This is a genomic window from Shinella zoogloeoides (assembly GCF_030733845.1).
In the GTDB taxonomy this organism is placed as follows: Bacteria; Pseudomonadota; Alphaproteobacteria; order Rhizobiales; family Rhizobiaceae; genus Shinella; species Shinella zoogloeoides_C.
In genome coordinates this window covers 3338573-3354827 of sequence record NZ_CP132311.1, presented here as the reverse complement: position 1 = coordinate 3354827, position 16255 = coordinate 3338573, and the positions used below count along the sequence as shown (strand labels likewise).

Sequence of the window (16255 nt, the reverse complement as noted above, 5' to 3'; positions counted from 1 at the left end):
GACATGGTTGAACTCGCTCTCCCGAAGAACTCGCAGATGACCGAGGGCAAGGTCTGGCCGAAGCCGGCCGGGGCCACCAACACCCGCGAGCTGCGCATCTACCGCTGGAATCCCGACGACGGGAAGAACCCGTCGATCGACACGTTCTACATCGACGTCGACGATTGCGGCCCGATGGTTCTGGACGCGCTCCTCTACATCAAGAACAACATCGACCCGACGCTGACGCTGCGCCGCTCCTGCCGCGAAGGCATCTGCGGCTCCTGCGCCATGAACATCGACGGCACCAACACGCTCGCCTGCACCAAGGGCCTGGACGAGGTGAATGGCACCGTGAAGGTCTACCCGCTGCCGCATATGCCCGTCGTGAAGGACCTCGTTCCGGATCTGACCAACTTCTACGCCCAGCACCGCTCCATCGAGCCGTGGCTGAAAACCGTGTCGCCGACGCCGGCCAAGGAATGGAAGCAGAGCCACGAGGACCGCCTGAAGCTCGACGGCCTCTACGAGTGCATCCTGTGCGCCTGCTGCTCGACCTCCTGTCCGAGCTACTGGTGGAACGGCGATCGGTACCTCGGTCCCGCCGTCCTGCTCCAGGCCTACCGCTGGCTCATCGACAGCCGTGACGAAGCGACCGGGGAACGCCTCGACAATCTGGAAGATCCCTTCCGCCTCTATCGCTGCCACACGATCATGAACTGCGCCCAGGCCTGCCCGAAGGGCCTCAACCCGGCCAAGGCGATCGGCGAAATCAAGAAGATGATGGTCGAGCGCCGTCTCTGACCTAGATAAGCGGCGTTTACGAAACGTGAGGAAGTGGTCTGGACAATCGGGCCGTTTCATCTTGATTCGCGCGGGCGATTCACGTTAATTCGGCGTGAATTGCTGCACGGCAGCAGTGTCTGGGCAGATATCGGGAGTATCGACATGCGGATTGTACAGGTAGCGGGCGGACTGATGATGGCGCTTGCTCTGGCCGGTTGCCAGCGGACCGGGTCGATGGGCAGCGTCAATACGCAGCAGAACATCACGCCGCTCGAAGCCCAGCCGATCGGTACTGTCTCCTCGAGCCAGCTTCCCGACCCGACGACCGATACCAGCGGCCAGTTCCCGGAAAAGCCGGCGACCGACACGGCGATGGCGACGGGAACCGGCACTGGAACGGACACGGCTGCGGCGGCAAGCGCGCTCGACGTCAAGAAGGAAGCCATGGTCGGCAACTGGCGCGTGGCGAGCGGCCCATCCTCCTGCGACATGTTCCTGACGCTCACCAATCTCGGCAGCGGTTCGCGCGGCGGCACGCGTGGCTGCGCGGGCGAACTGACCGCGATGGGCTCCTGGGAAGTCGCCGGCAAGCAGGTCGTGCTGAAGGACCGTGGCGGCAATCCGATCGCGCGCCTCTACAAGACGGCCGATTCCCGCTTCGACGGCTCGACCAATTCCGGCCAGCCCGTCAGCCTCTCGCGCTGATCCCGCCTTCCTGAAAAGACACGGATAATTTCCTCCCATGGCCAAGGACTGGGACAGGGTCTCGACACATCCGGACCGTGGCGTTTCGGATAGGCTGGCGGACCTCGTCGCCAGCGGCGCGCTACAACCCGACCCGGCCCAGAAGGCGATGGCGGCGCGGTTCGACCGGCTGCTCGGCGCGGTCCATGCCCAGCGGCCGGCGCGCAAGTCCAGCGCGCTCGGCTGGCTCTTCGCTTCCCGCAAGCCCGAGACCGCAGGTGCTCCGAAGGGCCTCTACATCCATGGCGGCGTCGGGCGCGGCAAGACCATGCTCATGGACATGTTCTTCGAGCTTTCGCCCATCAAGCGCAAGCGCCGGGCGCATTTCCATGAATTCATGGCGGATGTGCATGACCGCATCCACAAGCACCGGCAGAAGCTGAAGGCGGGGGAGACGAAGCAGGCCGATCCCGTGCCGCCGGTGGCGGCAAGCCTGATCGAAGAGGCGCGGCTTCTCTGCTTCGACGAGTTTTCCGTGACGGACATTGCCGATGCGATGATCCTGTCGCGGCTTTTCGGTGAGCTGTTCCAGCGCGGCTGCATTCTCGTGGCGACGTCGAACGTCGAGCCGGATAATCTCTACAAGGACGGCCTCAATCGCGGCCTCTTCCTGCCCTTCGTCGATCTGCTGAAGCAGCATGTCGAGATCATGCCGCTCGATTCCCTGACGGACTATCGCCTGGAGAAGGACAGCGGCCTGCCGGTCTTCCGCCATCCGCTCGGCGATGAAGCCGACATGGCGATGGATGCGGCCTGGCGGCGCGAGACGGCGGGCAAGGCCGTGACCGCGCAGACGATCTCCTTCCGCGGGCGCAGGATCGCGGTGCCGCGGGCGGCGGGGCGCGTAGCGCGCTTTTCCTTTGCCGACCTTTGCGAGCGGCCGCTGGGCGCTGCCGACTATCTCGAAATCCTCGCGCATTACGACACGCTCTTCATAGACCACGTGCCCCTTCTCGGTGCGGAAAAGCGCAACGAGACCAAGCGTTTCATCAATCTCGTCGATACGATCTATGACCACCGGGCGCGCCTTTTCGCCTCCGCAGCCGCGGCGCCGGAGAACCTGCTCGTCACCCGCAAGGGCACGGAAGGCTTCGAGTTCGACCGCACGGTTTCGCGCCTCATCGAGATCCGCAGCACGGAGTATCTCGACGACCACGAGGCACGGTATGGTGAAACGTGACGGAAGCGTGACGGAAATACTTACGTTTACGTAAGAATTTTGTCATCTAACCGATTGAAATATTTCAGTCCAAAAGTATGTGTTGAATTTTTAACCCAGGAAGCGTAAGCCCTTGCGCCGAAAGGTCCTGCAATTGCGACATTCGGGGCCTGTTGATCGGAGCAAGAGGAAGCTTTCATGGCCCGCAAGAAGATCGCACTTATTGGTTCTGGAATGATCGGTGGCACGCTGGCGCATCTGGCCGGCCTGAAGGAGCTGGGCGACATCGTCCTCTTCGACATCGCCGATGGCATTCCGCAGGGCAAGGGCCTCGATATTGCCCAGTCCTCGCCGGTCGAGGGCTTCAATGCCTCGCTGACGGGTGCCAGCGACTACGCCGCCATCGAAGGCGCCGATGTCTGCATCGTCACCGCCGGCGTCGCCCGCAAGCCGGGCATGAGCCGCGACGACCTGCTCGGCATCAACCTCAAGGTCATGGAACAGGTCGGCGCCGGCATCAAGAAATATGCCCCGAACGCCTTCGTCATCTGCATCACCAACCCGCTCGACGCGATGGTCTGGGCGCTGCAGAAGTTCTCCGGCCTGCCGAAGAACATGGTCGTCGGCATGGCCGGCGTGCTGGACTCGGCCCGCTTCCGCCTCTTCCTCTCCGAAGAATTCAAGGTCTCCGTCCAGGACGTCACCGCCTTCGTTCTCGGCGGCCATGGCGACACGATGGTGCCGCTCGCCCGTTACTCGACCGTTGCCGGCATTCCGCTGACCGACCTCATCAAGATGGGCTGGGTCACCAAGGAGCGCCTGGAAGAAATCATCCAGCGCACCCGTGACGGCGGTGCCGAGATCGTCGGCCTGCTGAAGACCGGCTCGGCCTACTACGCCCCGGCCGCCTCCGCCATCGAGATGGCCGAATCCTACCTCAAAGACAAGAAGCGCGTCCTGCCCTGCGCGGCCTACCTCTCCGGCCAGTACGGCGTGAAGGACATGTATGTCGGCGTGCCCACCGTCATCGGCGCCGGCGGCGTCGAGCGCATCGTCGAGATCGACCTCAACAAGGCCGAGCAGGAAGCGTTCGACAAGTCGGTCGGTGCAGTCGCCGGCCTCTGCGAAGCCTGCATCAACATCGCGCCCGCGCTGAAGTAATCCCGGAATCCAGACAGGATCATCCCCATGAACATTCATGAATATCAGGCCAAGGCTCTGCTCAAGAGCTTCGGCGCGCCGGTCGCCGAGGGCGTCGCTATCTTCTCCGCCGACGAGGCTGAAGCGGCTGCGAAGTCGCTCCCCGGCCCGCTCTACGTGGTCAAGAGCCAGATCCATGCCGGCGGCCGCGGCAAGGGCAAGTTCAAGGAACTCTCGCCCGACGCCAAGGGCGGCGTTCGCCTCGCCTTCTCGATCGATGAAGCCAAGGCCCATGCCAAGGAAATGCTCGGCAACACGCTCGTCACCGCGCAGACCGGCCCCGCCGGCAAGCAGGTGAACCGCCTCTATATCGAGGACGGCGCGGACATCGACCGCGAACTCTACCTCTCGCTGCTCGTCGACCGCTCGGTCGGCCAGGTTGCCTTCGTCGTCTCGACGGAAGGCGGCATGGACATCGAGGCCGTCGCGCATGACACGCCGGAAAAGATCGTCAACGTCGCGATCAACCCGGAAGCCGGCGTCACCGCGGCCGATCTCGCCGAACTCACCTCGGCCCTGAAGCTCGACGGCGAAGCCAAGGCGGACGCGGAAAAACTCTTCCCGATCCTCTACAAGGCCTTCGTCGAGAAGGACATGAGCCTGCTCGAGATCAACCCGCTGATCGTCATGAAGGACGGCCGCATGCGCGTTCTCGACGCCAAGGTCTCGTTCGACGGCAACGCGCTGTTCCGCCACGACGACATCAAGGCGCTGCGCGACGAGACCGAAGAGGACGCCAAGGAAATCGAGGCCTCCAAGTGGGATCTCGCCTACGTGGCGCTCGACGGCAATATCGGCTGCATGGTCAACGGCGCGGGCCTTGCCATGGCGACGATGGACATCATCAAGCTCTACGGCAAGGAGCCGGCGAACTTCTGCGACGTCGGCGGCGGTGCCGGCAAGGAGAAGGTCGCGGCGGCCTTCAAGATCATCACGGCCGACCCGAAGGTCGAGGGCATCCTCGTCAACATCTTCGGCGGCATCATGAAGTGCGACGTCATCGCCGAAGGCGTGGTCGCAGCCGTGCAGGAAGTCGGCCTCAAGGTTCCGCTGGTCGTTCGCCTCGAAGGCACGAATGTCGAGCTTGGCAAGAAGATCCTGAACGAATCGGGCCTGGCGATCACCGCCGCCGATGATCTGGACGACGCCGCCAAGAAGATCGTCGCCGCGATCAACGGCTAACTGAAGGACCTGACCTAATGTCGATTCTCGTCAACAAGAACACCAAGGTCCTCGTTCAGGGCCTGACCGGCAAGACCGGCACCTTCCATACCGAACAGGCGCTCGCCTATTACGGCACGCAGATGGTCGGCGGCATCCACCCGAAGAAGGGCGGCGAAACCTGGACCGGCTCGAAGGGCGAAAGCCTGCCGATCTTCGCCTCCGTCGCCGAAGGCCGCGAAAAGACCGGTGCCGACGCATCCGTGATCTACGTTCCGCCGGCCGGCGCCGCGGACGCGATCATCGAGGCGATCGACGCCGAGATCCCGTTCATCACCTGCATCACCGAAGGCATCCCGGTGGCCGACATGGTGCGCGTCAAGGCCCGCCTCGACCGCTCCTCCTCGCGCCTGCTTGGGCCCAACTGCCCCGGCATCCTGACGCCGGAAGAATGCAAGATCGGCATCATGCCGGGCTCGATCTTCCGCAAGGGTTCGGTCGGCATCGTCTCGCGCTCCGGCACGCTGACCTATGAAGCCGTTTTCCAGACCTCCAACGAGGGCCTCGGCCAGACGACGGCCGTCGGCATCGGCGGCGACCCGGTCAAGGGCACCGAGTTCATCGACGTGCTTGAGATGTTCCTTGCCGACGACGCCACGACCTCGATCATCATGATCGGCGAAATCGGCGGCTCGGCGGAAGAAGATGCGGCGCAGTTCCTCATCGACGAGGCCAAGAAGGGCCGCAAGAAGCCGATGGCCGGCTTCATCGCGGGCCGCACCGCGCCGAAGGGCCGCACCATGGGCCATGCCGGCGCGGTCGTTTCCGGCGGCAAGGGCGATGCTGAATCCAAGATCGCGGCGATGGAAGCCGCAGGCATCCGCGTCTCGCCCTCGCCGGCACGTCTCGGCAAGACCCTGGTCGAAGTCCTCAAGGGCTGAGAAACAAAAGAGGTCCGGCCGGCTGAAAATTGCCGGCCGGACCGTCTCTTCCCGGTGAGGCTCGCCGGGTGGCAACAACACGATCGTTCGGGAGGCGGGCCGCACGCCCGCAAAAACACCATGGCACGGCAAGACGCCAACGAACAATTTCTGGCCACGTCCTTCCTCGACGGGGCGAACGCAGCCTATATCGAACAGCTCTATGCCCGGTACGAGGCGGACCCCGCCTCTGTCGGCGAGGAATGGCAGGCCTTCTTCAGGGCCCTCGAAGACCAGCCCTCCGACATCGTGAAGGCGGCCAAGGGCGCCTCCTGGAAGCGCGCGAACTGGCCGATCGTCGCCAATGGCGAACTCGTCTCGGCGCTCGACGGCAACTGGGGCGTCGTCGAGAAGGTTCTCGAGAAGAAGGTACAGGCGAAGGCCGAGGCCGTCGCCGCCCAGACCGGCGCGCCCGTCAACCAGGCCGACGTCAACCAGGCGACGCGCGACAGCGTGCGCGCCATCATGATGATCCGCGCCTACCGCGCCCGCGGCCACCTGCACGCCAAGCTCGACCCGCTGGGCATCGCCGCCCCGGTCGAGGACTACCATGAGCTTTCGCCCTCGAACTACGGTTTCGAGGACAAGGATCTCGACCGCAAGATCTTCATCGACAACGTGCTCGGCCTCGAATACGCGACCGTGCGCGAGATGGTCGAAATCCTCGAGCGCACCTACTGCTCGACGATCGGCGTCGAGTTCATGCATATCTCCAACCCGGAAGAGAAGGGCTGGATCCAGGAGCGCATCGAAGGCCCGGACAAGGGCGTCGACTTCACGCCCGAGGGCAAAAAGGCGATCCTGCAGAAGCTGATCGAGGCGGAAGGCTTCGAGCAGTTCATCGACGTCAAGTACAAGGGCACCAAGCGCTTCGGCCTCGACGGCGGCGAATCGCTGATCCCGGCGCTGGAGCAGATCATCAAGCGCGGCGGCCAGCTCGGCCTCAAGGAAATCGTGCTCGGCATGGCCCATCGCGGCCGTCTCAACGTTCTGACCAACGTGATGGCCAAGCCTCACCGTGCCGTCTTCCACGAGTTCAAGGGCGGCTCCTACGCGCCGGACGAGGTGGAAGGTTCGGGCGACGTGAAGTACCACCTCGGCGCTTCCTCGGACCGCGAGTTCGACGGCAACAAGGTGCACCTGTCGCTGACCGCCAACCCTTCGCACCTCGAAATCGTCAACCCTGTCGTCATGGGCAAGGCCCGCGCCAAGCAGGACCAGATGGCGAAGGTCTTCGAGGGCGACATCATTCCGCTGTTCGAGCGGGCACAGGTCATGCCGCTGCTTCTGCATGGCGACGCGGCCTTTGCCGGCCAGGGCGTGACGGCCGAAATCCTCGGCTTGTCGGGCCTGCGCGGCCATCGCGTCGCCGGCACGGTCCACGTCATCATCAACAACCAGATCGGTTTCACCACGAACCCGGCCTTCTCGCGCTCCTCGCCCTATCCGTCGGATGTCGCGAAGATGATCGAGGCGCCGATCTTCCATGTGAACGGCGACGATCCGGAAGCGGTGACCTATGCCGCCAAGATCGCGACCGAATTCCGCATGAAGTTCCACAAGCCGGTCGTGCTGGACATGTTCTGCTATCGCCGCTTCGGCCATAACGAAGGCGACGAGCCCGCGTTCACGCAGCCGAAGATGTACAAGGCGATCCGCGCCCACAAGACGGTCGTCAACCTCTACGGTTCGCGCCTCATTGCCGAGGGCGTGATCAGCGAGGGCGAATTCGAGAAGATGAAGGCCGATTGGCGCGCCAATCTCGAGCAGGAATTCGAGGCCGGCCAGTCCTACAAGCCGAACAAGGCCGACTGGCTGGACGGCGCCTGGTCGGGCCTGCGCTCGGCCGACAACCAGGACGAACAGCGCCGCGGCAAGACCTCCGTGCCGATGAAGCAGCTGAAGGAAATCGGCCGCAAGATCTCGACCATTCCGGAAGGCTTCAAGGCCCACAAGACCATTCAGCGCTTCATGGACAACCGCGCGCAGATGATCGAGACGGGCGAGGGCATCGACTGGGCGATGGCGGAAGCGCTTGCCTTCGGCACGCTCTGCGTCGAGGGCACGAAGATCCGCCTGTCCGGCCAGGATTGCGAGCGCGGCACCTTCTCGCAGCGCCACACGGTCCTCTACGATCAGGAGACCGAAGACCGCTACATCCCGCTCGCCAACCTTTCGCCGACGCAGGCCCGCTACGAGGTCATCAACTCGATGCTCTCGGAAGAAGCGGTTCTCGGCTTCGAATACGGCTATTCGCTCGCCCGCCCGAACGCGCTGACGCTGTGGGAAGCCCAGTTCGGCGACTTCGCAAACGGCGCGCAGGTCGTCTTCGACCAGTTCATCTCGTCGGGCGAACGCAAGTGGCTGCGCATGTCCGGCCTCGTCTGCCTGCTGCCGCACGGCTATGAGGGCCAGGGTCCGGAGCACTCCTCCGCCCGCCTCGAACGCTGGCTGCAGATGTGCGCCGAGGACAACATGCAGGTCGCCAACGTCACGACGCCGGCGAACTACTTCCACATCCTGCGCCGCCAGGTGAAGCGCGACTTCCGCAAGCCGCTGATCATGATGACGCCGAAGTCCCTGCTGCGCCACAAGCGCGCGGTCTCCTCGCTGTCGGAGATGGCGGGCGAAAGCTCGTTCCACCGCCTGCTGTGGGACGACGCCGAGGTCATCAAGGACGGCCCGATCAAGCTTCAGAAGGACGCCAAGATCCGCCGCGTCGTGATGTGCTCGGGCAAGGTCTATTACGACCTTCTGGAAGAGCGCGAGAAGCGCGGCATCGACGACGTCTACCTCTTGCGCCTGGAACAGCTCTACCCGTTCCCGGCCAAGGCGCTGATCAACGAGCTCAGCCGCTTCCGCAATGCCGAGATGGTCTGGTGCCAGGAAGAGCCCAAGAACATGGGCGGCTGGGCCTTCATCGACCCCTACCTCGAATGGGTTCTTGCCCATATCGACGCCAAGTACCAGCGCGTGCGCTATACCGGCCGCCCGGCCGCGGCCTCGCCGGCGACGGGTCTGATGTCCAAGCATCTCGCGCAGCTCGCTGCCTTCCTCGAGGACGCGCTGGGCGGTTGATCCGCCCAGTTTTCCCGTAACCGCGACAAAGACAAAACGAACGGAACTTTACTCATGGCTACCGAAATCCGCGTCCCGACTTTGGGCGAATCCGTCAGCGAAGCGACCGTCGGCACCTGGTTCAAGAAGGTCGGCGACACCGTGAAGGCGGACGAGCCGCTCTGTGAGCTGGAAACCGACAAGGTGACGATCGAAGTGCCGGCACCGGCCTCCGGCGTTCTCTCCGAAATCACCGCCAATGCCGGCGACACTGTGGAGCCGGGCGGCCTGCTCGGCCAGATCTCGGAAGGCGCTTCCGCCGGTGCGGCCGCCCCGGCCGCTGCCGAGAAGGTCGAAAAGGTTGCAGCCGCAGCGCCGGCCGCCGAAGCCAAGCCGGCTGCCGCCTCCTCCGCCATGCCGGCCGCACCGTCCGCGGCCAAGCTGCTCGCCGAGAACAACCTCTCGGCCGATCAGGTCGACGGTTCCGGCAAGCGCGGCCAGGTGCTGAAGGGCGATGTCATCGCCGCCGTCGCCAAGGGCATCACGGCAACGCCGGCTGCTGCCGCCGAGCCGGTCAAGGTCGCCGCCCGCGCGCCGTCCTCCGAAGCCGATGCGCCGCGCGAAGAGCGCGTGAAGATGACGCGCCTGCGCCAGACCATCGCCAAGCGCCTCAAGGATGCGCAGAACACGGCGGCCATGCTGACCACCTACAACGAGGTGGACATGTCGGCCGTCATGGACCTGCGCAACCGCTACAAGGACCTCTTCGAGAAGAAGCACGGCGTGAAGCTCGGCTTCATGGGCTTCTTCACCAAGGCCGTCACGCACGCGCTGAAGGAACTGCCGGCCGTCAATGCCGAGATCGACGGCACCGACATCATCTACAAGAACTACTGCCACATCGGCGTCGCCGTCGGCACGGACAAGGGCCTCGTGGTCCCGGTCGTGCGCGATGCCGACCAGATGTCGATCGCCGAAATCGAAAAGGATATCGGCCGCCTCGGCAAGCTCGCCCGTGACGGCGCGCTCTCCATGGCCGACATGCAGGGCGGCACGTTCACCATCTCGAACGGCGGCGTCTACGGCTCGCTGATGTCCTCGCCGATCCTCAACGCCCCGCAGTCCGGCATCCTCGGCATGCACAAGATCCAGGAGCGTCCGGTCGTCGTCGGGGGCCAGATTGTCATCCGTCCGATGATGTATCTGGCGCTGTCCTATGACCACCGCATGGTCGACGGCAAGGAGGCCGTGACCTTCCTCGTGCGCGTCAAGGACAGCCTGGAAAATCCGGAACGTCTCGTTCTCGATCTCTAAGGGAGGTTCCGATGGAGGCGGCAGCAGCGGCGTCTTCGCCCATCCTCGTGCTTGTGGCACTGAGCGTGGCGCTGCTCGTCTTCCATATCGGGCTCCAGGGCATGCTCGCCACGCGGGAGCTTGGCTCCGCCTGGAACGCGGGTCCGCGCGACGATGCGCGGGAGCCGGCGGGCAAACTTGCCGGACGCGCCGCCCGCGCGTCCGCAAACTACCGGGAAACCTATCCCGCCTTCGTCGCCCTCGCGCTGGCGCTCGCCGTCGCGGGCGATCCGACGGGCTGGGGGCTGATCGGCGCGTGGTGGTGGTTTGTCGCCCGCCTCGTCTATATCCCGCTCTATCTGGCAGGCGTTCCCTATATCCGCTCGCTCGTCTGGCTCGTCGCGCTGGCGGGGCTTGCGGTGATGGCGGGCGTTCTCATCGTCTAGGAGGCAGGCATGGCATTCACCAATGTTCCCCCGCTCCAGCCGCATATCTGCGTGAAGGGTGGCCAGGAGGCGATCGCCTTCTATGAACGGGCGCTCGGCGCTGAAAATACGTTCCACCAGCTTGCCGAGGACGGCCGGCGCGTCATGCATGCCAATCTCGCCATTTATGGCGGCGAGGTGATGCTGCATGACGAGTTCCCGGAATTTGACATGTCCGTCAGCGCGCCGACGACACTCGGCGGCGCGTCGGTCGCCATCAGCATCAACCTGTCGGATTCGGGGGCCGTCGATGCCGCCTATGCCAAGGCGGTGGAGGCCGGCGCGCATGGCCTGATGCCGCCCGCGGACGTGTTCTGGGGCGCGCGCTATGCCCGCATCACCGATCCCTTCGGCCATGTCTGGGCCTTCAACGCGCCGCTGGAGCAGAAATGAGTACCTACCTTCTGGAACTCGCCTCGCTGATGGCGATCTTCGCCTTCGCCATCGTTTCCCCCGGCGCAGACCTTGCCATGGTCATGCGCCAGTCGATCGTGCATGGACGGCGCGCGGCGATCGTCACGTCCTTCGGCATCGGCACGTCGCTGATGTTCCACGTCACCTATACGATCCTCGGCCTCGGTCTCATCATTTCCCAGTCCATCTATCTCTTCAACATCGTGAAGTGGTGCGGCGTCGCCTACCTCGTCTATATCGGCATAAAGGCGCTGCGTGCCGGCAAGGCCGATCTTTCCGTCGAGGCGGTGAAGAGTGGCGAAGAGGGCAAAGGCGGCCAGTCGATGCTTCGCGCCTTCGGTCTCGGCTTCCTCGCCAATGCGTTGAACCCGAAGCCCGTCTTCTTTTTCCTGTCGATTTTCTCGACGGTCGTCAGCGCCCATACGCCCATCGCCGTCAAGTTCGGCTACGGCCTCGTCATGGCGTCCTGCCTCATCGCCTGGTTCGTCGGTGTCTCGCTGTTCATGACGACGCCGAAGATGCGCGCCGCCTTCGGCCGCATGAGCCAGTGGATCGACCGGGCGAGCGGCCTCGTCTTCATCGCGCTCGGCATCAAGCTCGCCACGGAAAAGGCGCACTGAGCGATGCGCGCCGTCCTCGTCCTTGCCGGATTGCTCGCCGCAACCGCCGCCCCTGCGGCGGAGTGCCGGCAGGACCGCGCGATCTATGCGGATCGCGACGGGGGCTATGAGCTGACCTTCGAGCCGGTCGGATCGAAGGCCGCCGCGACGAGCCATCATTTCAAGCTGAAGATACTGGCCAGCGGCCTGGTGCTCGACGGCATCGTCATGCCGGGCGATCCCGAGCGCTCCAACGGCATGGTCATGCACAATTGCCGCGAGGGAGACGTGACGGGCGAGGAGATCGCCGCCTGCACCGTCTGGGAAGGCGTGATCTACGCACTCGACGGCGGCGATGCGGCGCTCCTGCCCGACGAGGGCGGCAAGGCGGCGAAAAGCCTGCTTCTCGCGGGTTTCGGTGCGTCGCTGCGCTATTCCACCCTGTGGGAGGAAGGCAAGGCGAGCGTCGTGCCGTGGGACGTCCTGAAGAAAAAGGGATGCGCCGCATGAGCGAGGCTCCCGTTCTTCTCGTCACCGGCGGCAGCCGCGGCATCGGCGCGAGCGTCTGCCGCCTGGCGGGTGCGGCCGGCTGGCAGGTCGCGGTGAACTATGTCTCCAATCTCGAAGCGGCCGAGGCCGTGGTGGCCGATATCCGCGATGCCGGCGGTTCGGCGATCCCGGTTCAGGGCGACGTCGGCAGCGAGCTTGGCCTCGCCTCGATCTTCTCGACCATCGACGGCACCTTCGGCCGGCTCGACGGGCTGGTCAACAATGCCGGCATCGTCGCCTTGCCGCAGCGCGTCGACGAGATGTCCGCCGAGCGGCTGGAGCGCATGTTCGCCGTCAATGTCATGGGCTCGATACGCTCAGCCCAGGAGGCCGTGCGCCGCATGTCGACGCGCCATGGCGGGAAGGGCGGCTCGATCGTCAACCTCTCCTCCGTCGCGGCGCAGCTCGGCGCGGCCGGGCAATATGTCGACTACGCCGCCAGCAAGGGCGCGATCGAAAGCTTCACCATCGGCCTTGCCCGCGAGGTGGCGGCGGAGGGCGTGCGGGTAAACCTCGTGCGCCCCGGCATCATCGACACCGAAATCCACGCGTCCGGCGGGCTGCCGGATCGTGCGCGCGACATGGCATCGCTTATCCCGATGCAGCGGCCGGGCACGGCCGACGAAGTCGCCCATTCCATTCTCTATCTTCTCTCCGACGCGGCATCCTATGTGACGGGTGCCGCCCTCAACGTCAGCGGCGGCCGCTAGGCCCCGCGCAGGAAGGACTTGTCATGGCATATGATCTCATCGTTATCGGTTCCGGTCCCGGCGGCTATGTCTGCGCCATCAAGGCGGCCCAGCTCGGCCTGAAGGTCGCGGTCGTCGAGAAGCGCGCGACCTATGGCGGCACCTGCCTCAATGTCGGCTGCATCCCGTCCAAGGCGCTGCTGCACGCCTCCGAGACCTATAGCCACGCCGCCCACGGCATGGACGCGCTCGGCATCGAGGGCGTCAAGCCGACGCTCAACCTGTCGAAGATGATGGCGCACAAGGATGCGACGGTGAAGTCGAATGTCGACGGCGTCGCCTTCCTCTTCAAGAAGAACAAGATCGACGGCATCCAGGGCACCGGCAAGGTGCTGGGCGCCGGCAAGGTCTCCGTCACCGGCGACAAGGGCGAGGAGCAGGTGCTGGAGACGAAGAACATCGTGATCGCCACGGGTTCCGACGTCGCCGGCATTCCGGGCGTTCCGGTCGATATCGACGAGAAGGTCATCGTCTCCTCGACGGGCGGCATCGCGCTCGACAAGGTGCCGGGCCATCTCATCGTCGTCGGCGGCGGTGTGATCGGCCTCGAGCTCGGCTCCGTCTGGGCACGCCTCGGCGCCACGGTCACGGTCGTCGAATATCTCGATACGATCCTCGGCGGCATGGATGGCGACGTTTCCAAGCAGTTCCAGCGCATGCTCGCCAAGCAGGGCATGGACTTCAAGCTCGGCGCCAAGGTGACGGGCGTCGAGAAGGCCGGTTCCGGCGCCAAGGTGACCTTCGAGCCCGTCAAGGGCGGCGAGGCCACCACGATCGACGCCGACGTCGTGCTCATCGCGACGGGCCGCAAGCCCTATACCGAAGGCCTCGGCCTTGCAGAAGCCGGCGTCGCCCTCGACAACCGCGGCCGCGTCGAGATCGACAAGCATTTCCAGACCAACGTTCCCGGCATCTACGCCATTGGCGACGTGGTGCGCGGCCCGATGCTCGCCCACAAGGCGGAAGACGAGGGCGTCGCCGTCGCCGAGATCCTCGCCGGTCAGGCCGGCCACGTGAACTATGACGTCATCCCCGGCGTCGTCTACACCCAGCCGGAAGTCGCCTCCGTCGGCAAGACGGAGGAGGAACTGAAGGCCGCGGGCATCGCTTACAAGGCCGGCAAGTTCCCCTTCACCGCTAACGGCCGCGCCCGCGCCATGCTGGCGACGGACGGCTTCGTGAAGGTGCTCGCCGACAAGGAGACCGACCGCGTGCTCGGCGTTCACATCGTCGGCTTCGGCGCCGGCGAGATGATCCACGAGGCCGCCGTGCTGATGGAATTCGGCGGCTCCTCCGAAGACCTCGGCCGCACCTGCCACGCGCATCCCACGATGTCGGAAGCCGTCAAGGAAGCCGCGCTCGCGACTTTCGCCAAGCCGATCCATATGTGATCTGGTCAGGCGGCCGCGACAACCGGCCGCCTGTCTTCCGCCTGCGATGAAGGGCAGTATGGAGGCCTGCAAGGAGGCCTTCATGTCGCCCGTGTCGAGACCCGTTTCGCTTCCCCACCCGCTTCTCCCCGCTGCCGACTGGGCGGACCGTTTCACGCTCGGCCTGCCTGTCGACAACCTGACGGCGCGGGAGGCGGCGCGGCTGGCGCTCGAACATCCGCCGGGCTGGGTGCGCAGGCTCATGGTGCTGCGCAACGCGCTGGTCGCGCCGTTCGGCCTCAAGGGGGCGGCGGCGGAGGTGAGGACGTCGGATACCGAGATCGGCGGCTTTCCGGTGGTGAGCGTCAGCGACGACCGCGTGGTGCTCGGCTTCAACGACCGGCATCTCGATTTCCGCATCGTCATCGACGTGCGGCAGGACCGGCCAAGCGGCCAGACCCTGAGCGTGATGACGCTCGTCCACCGCAACAACCTGCTGGGACGGCTCTATCTTGCCGCCGTCATGCCGTTCCACAAGCTGATCGTGCGTACGATGCTGTCGGGCATCGGCGAACGGGTCGTCAATTCGCGGCCGTGACCGTAAAGCCCTGCTTGCGCAGGAGTTCGACGACGCCTTCCGGGCCGGGCAGGTGCAGCGCGCCGACCGCCATGAAGACATTGCCGCCCGCAAGGATCGGCGCGGCGCGCTCCGCCATGATGTGGTTGCGATCGACGATGATGCGTTGCTCGAAATCGGCATAGGCCGCGGCGTCCTCGTCCGTCTCCGGCGCTGCCGCGCGCATCATCGGCATGATCATGCCGGTTTCGCCCGAGAGGTAGAGCAGGCTCATCGTTTCGATGACGTCCTTCAGCGTATCGCCGAGCTCCACGGTCTGCACCAGTCCCTGGATCTGCGGCTCCACGGGAAGGGAATCGAGGGCGGAAATCTGCTCGATAAGCGTTTCGAGACCCTTCAGCGTCTTGCCGCCGGCAAGCGCGTCCCTGGCGAGGCGCTGGTCGAGAAAGGCGGCGCCAGCGGCCTTGCGGGCGATCTCGCAGGCGGGAAGCGCCACGAAGCTGGCGATCATCCACGGCTTCATGCGCCCCACCGCTGCGAGCGACAGGCCCCGGCTCTTCAGGCCTTCCGTCAGCTTCTCGGTGTCTTCCTTGTCGAGGAAGTCGGTGATGGACTTGCCGTCGGTGAACATGGTGAGGTCCGGGCGGGCCATGATCGCGGCGCCGGCCTTCTTCTCGTCGGCGATCTCGTCGGATTCGACGATGACCGTCGCAGCCCCGGCATAGGCCGTGCGGGCGGCTTCCGGCATGGCGAGCACGCGCGGGTCGGTCACGTGCATGGTGCCGAGCAGCCAGGAAGCCGGCTGGCCGTCCTTCTCGATCTTCCAGAAGATGCCCTTGCCGTTCGGCACGGCATCCGCCTCGGCGCGCAGTCTGGCAAAGCCCGCCGGATCGTCCTTCTCGTATTTCGCAAGGAGGTCTTCGCCGCCGCAGACCGGCGGCTCCTGGGCATGGGCGGGCGAAAGCGTCGCGAGTACGGCGAGGAAGGAGAGGGCGACGAGCACATGGATGGCGGCCAGGAGCCAGAGGCCGGCATCGGCCAGCCGGTCGGCAAGCGCCAGGCGGCTCTTCTGAAGAAGGACTATCATGGTCGAACTCCCTGCATTTTGGGCGGACCCTAGCCTTCTCTCCCTCATAATCCATTAACACGGGCC

General features: G+C 65.1%; 16 protein-coding genes. 15 read left to right on the top strand and 1 reads right to left on the bottom strand.

The window, feature by feature from the left end:
• The first annotated feature begins 3 nt into the window (after nucleotides 1-3).
• The 15 genes from Q9316_RS17530 (at nucleotide 4) to Q9316_RS17460 (ending at nucleotide 15123) form a co-directional block, all read left to right on the top strand.
• Nucleotides 4-783: a succinate dehydrogenase iron-sulfur subunit gene (locus Q9316_RS17530; RefSeq protein WP_306032847.1), complete on the top strand. Its 780-nt coding sequence runs from the start codon at nucleotides 4-6 to the stop codon at nucleotides 781-783.
• Nucleotides 784-927: 144 nt separating this feature from the next.
• On the top strand, nucleotides 928-1470 hold the full coding sequence (locus Q9316_RS17525; RefSeq protein ID WP_306032845.1) for a protease inhibitor Inh/omp19 family protein: 543 nt from the start codon (nucleotides 928-930) through the stop codon (nucleotides 1468-1470).
• 37 nt (nucleotides 1471-1507) lie between these two features.
• Nucleotides 1508-2689, top strand: coding sequence for a cell division protein ZapE (gene zapE / locus Q9316_RS17520; RefSeq protein ID WP_306032844.1), 1182 nt, complete (start codon nucleotides 1508-1510; stop codon nucleotides 2687-2689).
• A 177-nt stretch (nucleotides 2690-2866) separates the two neighbouring features.
• Nucleotides 2867-3829: a malate dehydrogenase gene (gene mdh, locus Q9316_RS17515; RefSeq protein ID WP_306032843.1), complete on the top strand. Its 963-nt coding sequence runs from the start codon at nucleotides 2867-2869 to the stop codon at nucleotides 3827-3829.
• Nucleotides 3830-3856: 27 nt separating this feature from the next.
• On the top strand, nucleotides 3857-5050 hold the full coding sequence (gene sucC / locus Q9316_RS17510; RefSeq protein WP_306032842.1) for an ADP-forming succinate--CoA ligase subunit beta: 1194 nt from the start codon (nucleotides 3857-3859) through the stop codon (nucleotides 5048-5050).
• A gap of 17 nt (nucleotides 5051-5067) precedes the next feature.
• The gene (gene sucD / locus Q9316_RS17505; protein WP_306032841.1) at nucleotides 5068-5970 is read left to right on the top strand and encodes a succinate--CoA ligase subunit alpha; all 903 of its coding nucleotides are present in this window, start codon (nucleotides 5068-5070) and stop codon (nucleotides 5968-5970) included.
• 120 nt (nucleotides 5971-6090) lie between these two features.
• Nucleotides 6091-9087 (top strand): 2-oxoglutarate dehydrogenase E1 component, encoded by a 2997-nt coding sequence (locus tag Q9316_RS17500; RefSeq protein ID WP_306032840.1) that lies wholly within the window; start codon nucleotides 6091-6093, stop codon nucleotides 9085-9087.
• A 54-nt stretch (nucleotides 9088-9141) separates the two neighbouring features.
• The gene (gene odhB / locus Q9316_RS17495; protein WP_306032839.1) at nucleotides 9142-10380 is read left to right on the top strand and encodes a 2-oxoglutarate dehydrogenase complex dihydrolipoyllysine-residue succinyltransferase; all 1239 of its coding nucleotides are present in this window, start codon (nucleotides 9142-9144) and stop codon (nucleotides 10378-10380) included.
• Between the two features lie 11 nt (nucleotides 10381-10391).
• The gene (locus Q9316_RS17490) at nucleotides 10392-10805 is read left to right on the top strand and encodes an MAPEG family protein (protein ID WP_306032838.1); all 414 of its coding nucleotides are present in this window, start codon (nucleotides 10392-10394) and stop codon (nucleotides 10803-10805) included.
• 9 nt (nucleotides 10806-10814) lie between these two features.
• Nucleotides 10815-11237 carry a VOC family protein gene (locus tag Q9316_RS17485; protein ID WP_306032837.1) on the top strand — a complete coding sequence of 141 codons (423 nt, stop codon included), beginning with the start codon at nucleotides 10815-10817 and terminating at the stop codon, nucleotides 11235-11237.
• The gene (locus Q9316_RS17480) at nucleotides 11234-11878 is read left to right on the top strand and encodes a LysE family translocator (RefSeq protein WP_306032836.1); all 645 of its coding nucleotides are present in this window, start codon (nucleotides 11234-11236) and stop codon (nucleotides 11876-11878) included. The genes Q9316_RS17485 and Q9316_RS17480 overlap by 4 nt, the downstream gene beginning before the upstream one ends.
• Nucleotides 11879-11881: 3 nt before the next feature.
• On the top strand, nucleotides 11882-12367 hold the full coding sequence (locus tag Q9316_RS17475) for a hypothetical protein (RefSeq protein WP_306032835.1): 486 nt from the start codon (nucleotides 11882-11884) through the stop codon (nucleotides 12365-12367).
• Nucleotides 12364-13116 (top strand): SDR family oxidoreductase, encoded by a 753-nt coding sequence (locus Q9316_RS17470; RefSeq protein ID WP_306032834.1) that lies wholly within the window; start codon nucleotides 12364-12366, stop codon nucleotides 13114-13116. Before Q9316_RS17475 ends, Q9316_RS17470 begins: the two co-directional genes overlap by 4 nt.
• A gap of 23 nt (nucleotides 13117-13139) precedes the next feature.
• On the top strand, nucleotides 13140-14546 hold the full coding sequence (lpdA, locus tag Q9316_RS17465) for a dihydrolipoyl dehydrogenase (protein ID WP_306032833.1): 1407 nt from the start codon (nucleotides 13140-13142) through the stop codon (nucleotides 14544-14546).
• 82 nt (nucleotides 14547-14628) lie between these two features.
• Nucleotides 14629-15123, top strand: a complete 495-nt coding sequence (locus Q9316_RS17460) for a DUF2867 domain-containing protein (protein ID WP_306032832.1) — start codon at nucleotides 14629-14631, stop codon at nucleotides 15121-15123.
• Here the strand turns inward: Q9316_RS17460 and Q9316_RS17455 are convergent.
• Entirely contained in the window at nucleotides 15107-16189 is a 1083-nt protein-coding gene (locus Q9316_RS17455) for a TraB/GumN family protein (protein ID WP_306032831.1), read from the bottom strand. The two genes, Q9316_RS17460 and Q9316_RS17455, sit on opposite strands and share 17 nt — an antisense overlap.
• Between the last annotated feature and the right edge of the window lie 66 nt (nucleotides 16190-16255).

Coding starts and splice junctions, on each gene's coding strand:
- Q9316_RS17530 (WP_306032847.1), top strand. CDS start 4: ATGGTTGAACTCGCTCTCCCGAAGAACTCGCAGATGACCGAGGGCAAG.
- Q9316_RS17525 (WP_306032845.1), top strand. CDS start 928: ATGCGGATTGTACAGGTAGCGGGCGGACTGATGATGGCGCTTGCTCTG.
- zapE (WP_306032844.1), top strand. CDS start 1,508: ATGGCCAAGGACTGGGACAGGGTCTCGACACATCCGGACCGTGGCGTT.
- mdh (WP_306032843.1), top strand. CDS start 2,867: ATGGCCCGCAAGAAGATCGCACTTATTGGTTCTGGAATGATCGGTGGC.
- sucC (WP_306032842.1), top strand. CDS start 3,857: ATGAACATTCATGAATATCAGGCCAAGGCTCTGCTCAAGAGCTTCGGC.
- sucD (WP_306032841.1), top strand. CDS start 5,068: ATGTCGATTCTCGTCAACAAGAACACCAAGGTCCTCGTTCAGGGCCTG.
- Q9316_RS17500 (WP_306032840.1), top strand. CDS start 6,091: ATGGCACGGCAAGACGCCAACGAACAATTTCTGGCCACGTCCTTCCTC.
- odhB (WP_306032839.1), top strand. CDS start 9,142: ATGGCTACCGAAATCCGCGTCCCGACTTTGGGCGAATCCGTCAGCGAA.
- Q9316_RS17490 (WP_306032838.1), top strand. CDS start 10,392: ATGGAGGCGGCAGCAGCGGCGTCTTCGCCCATCCTCGTGCTTGTGGCA.
- Q9316_RS17485 (WP_306032837.1), top strand. CDS start 10,815: ATGGCATTCACCAATGTTCCCCCGCTCCAGCCGCATATCTGCGTGAAG.
- Q9316_RS17480 (WP_306032836.1), top strand. CDS start 11,234: ATGAGTACCTACCTTCTGGAACTCGCCTCGCTGATGGCGATCTTCGCC.
- Q9316_RS17475 (WP_306032835.1), top strand. CDS start 11,882: ATGCGCGCCGTCCTCGTCCTTGCCGGATTGCTCGCCGCAACCGCCGCC.
- Q9316_RS17470 (WP_306032834.1), top strand. CDS start 12,364: ATGAGCGAGGCTCCCGTTCTTCTCGTCACCGGCGGCAGCCGCGGCATC.
- lpdA (WP_306032833.1), top strand. CDS start 13,140: ATGGCATATGATCTCATCGTTATCGGTTCCGGTCCCGGCGGCTATGTC.
- Q9316_RS17460 (WP_306032832.1), top strand. CDS start 14,629: ATGTCGCCCGTGTCGAGACCCGTTTCGCTTCCCCACCCGCTTCTCCCC.
- Q9316_RS17455 (WP_306032831.1), bottom strand. CDS start 16,189: ATGATAGTCCTTCTTCAGAAGAGCCGCCTGGCGCTTGCCGACCGGCTG.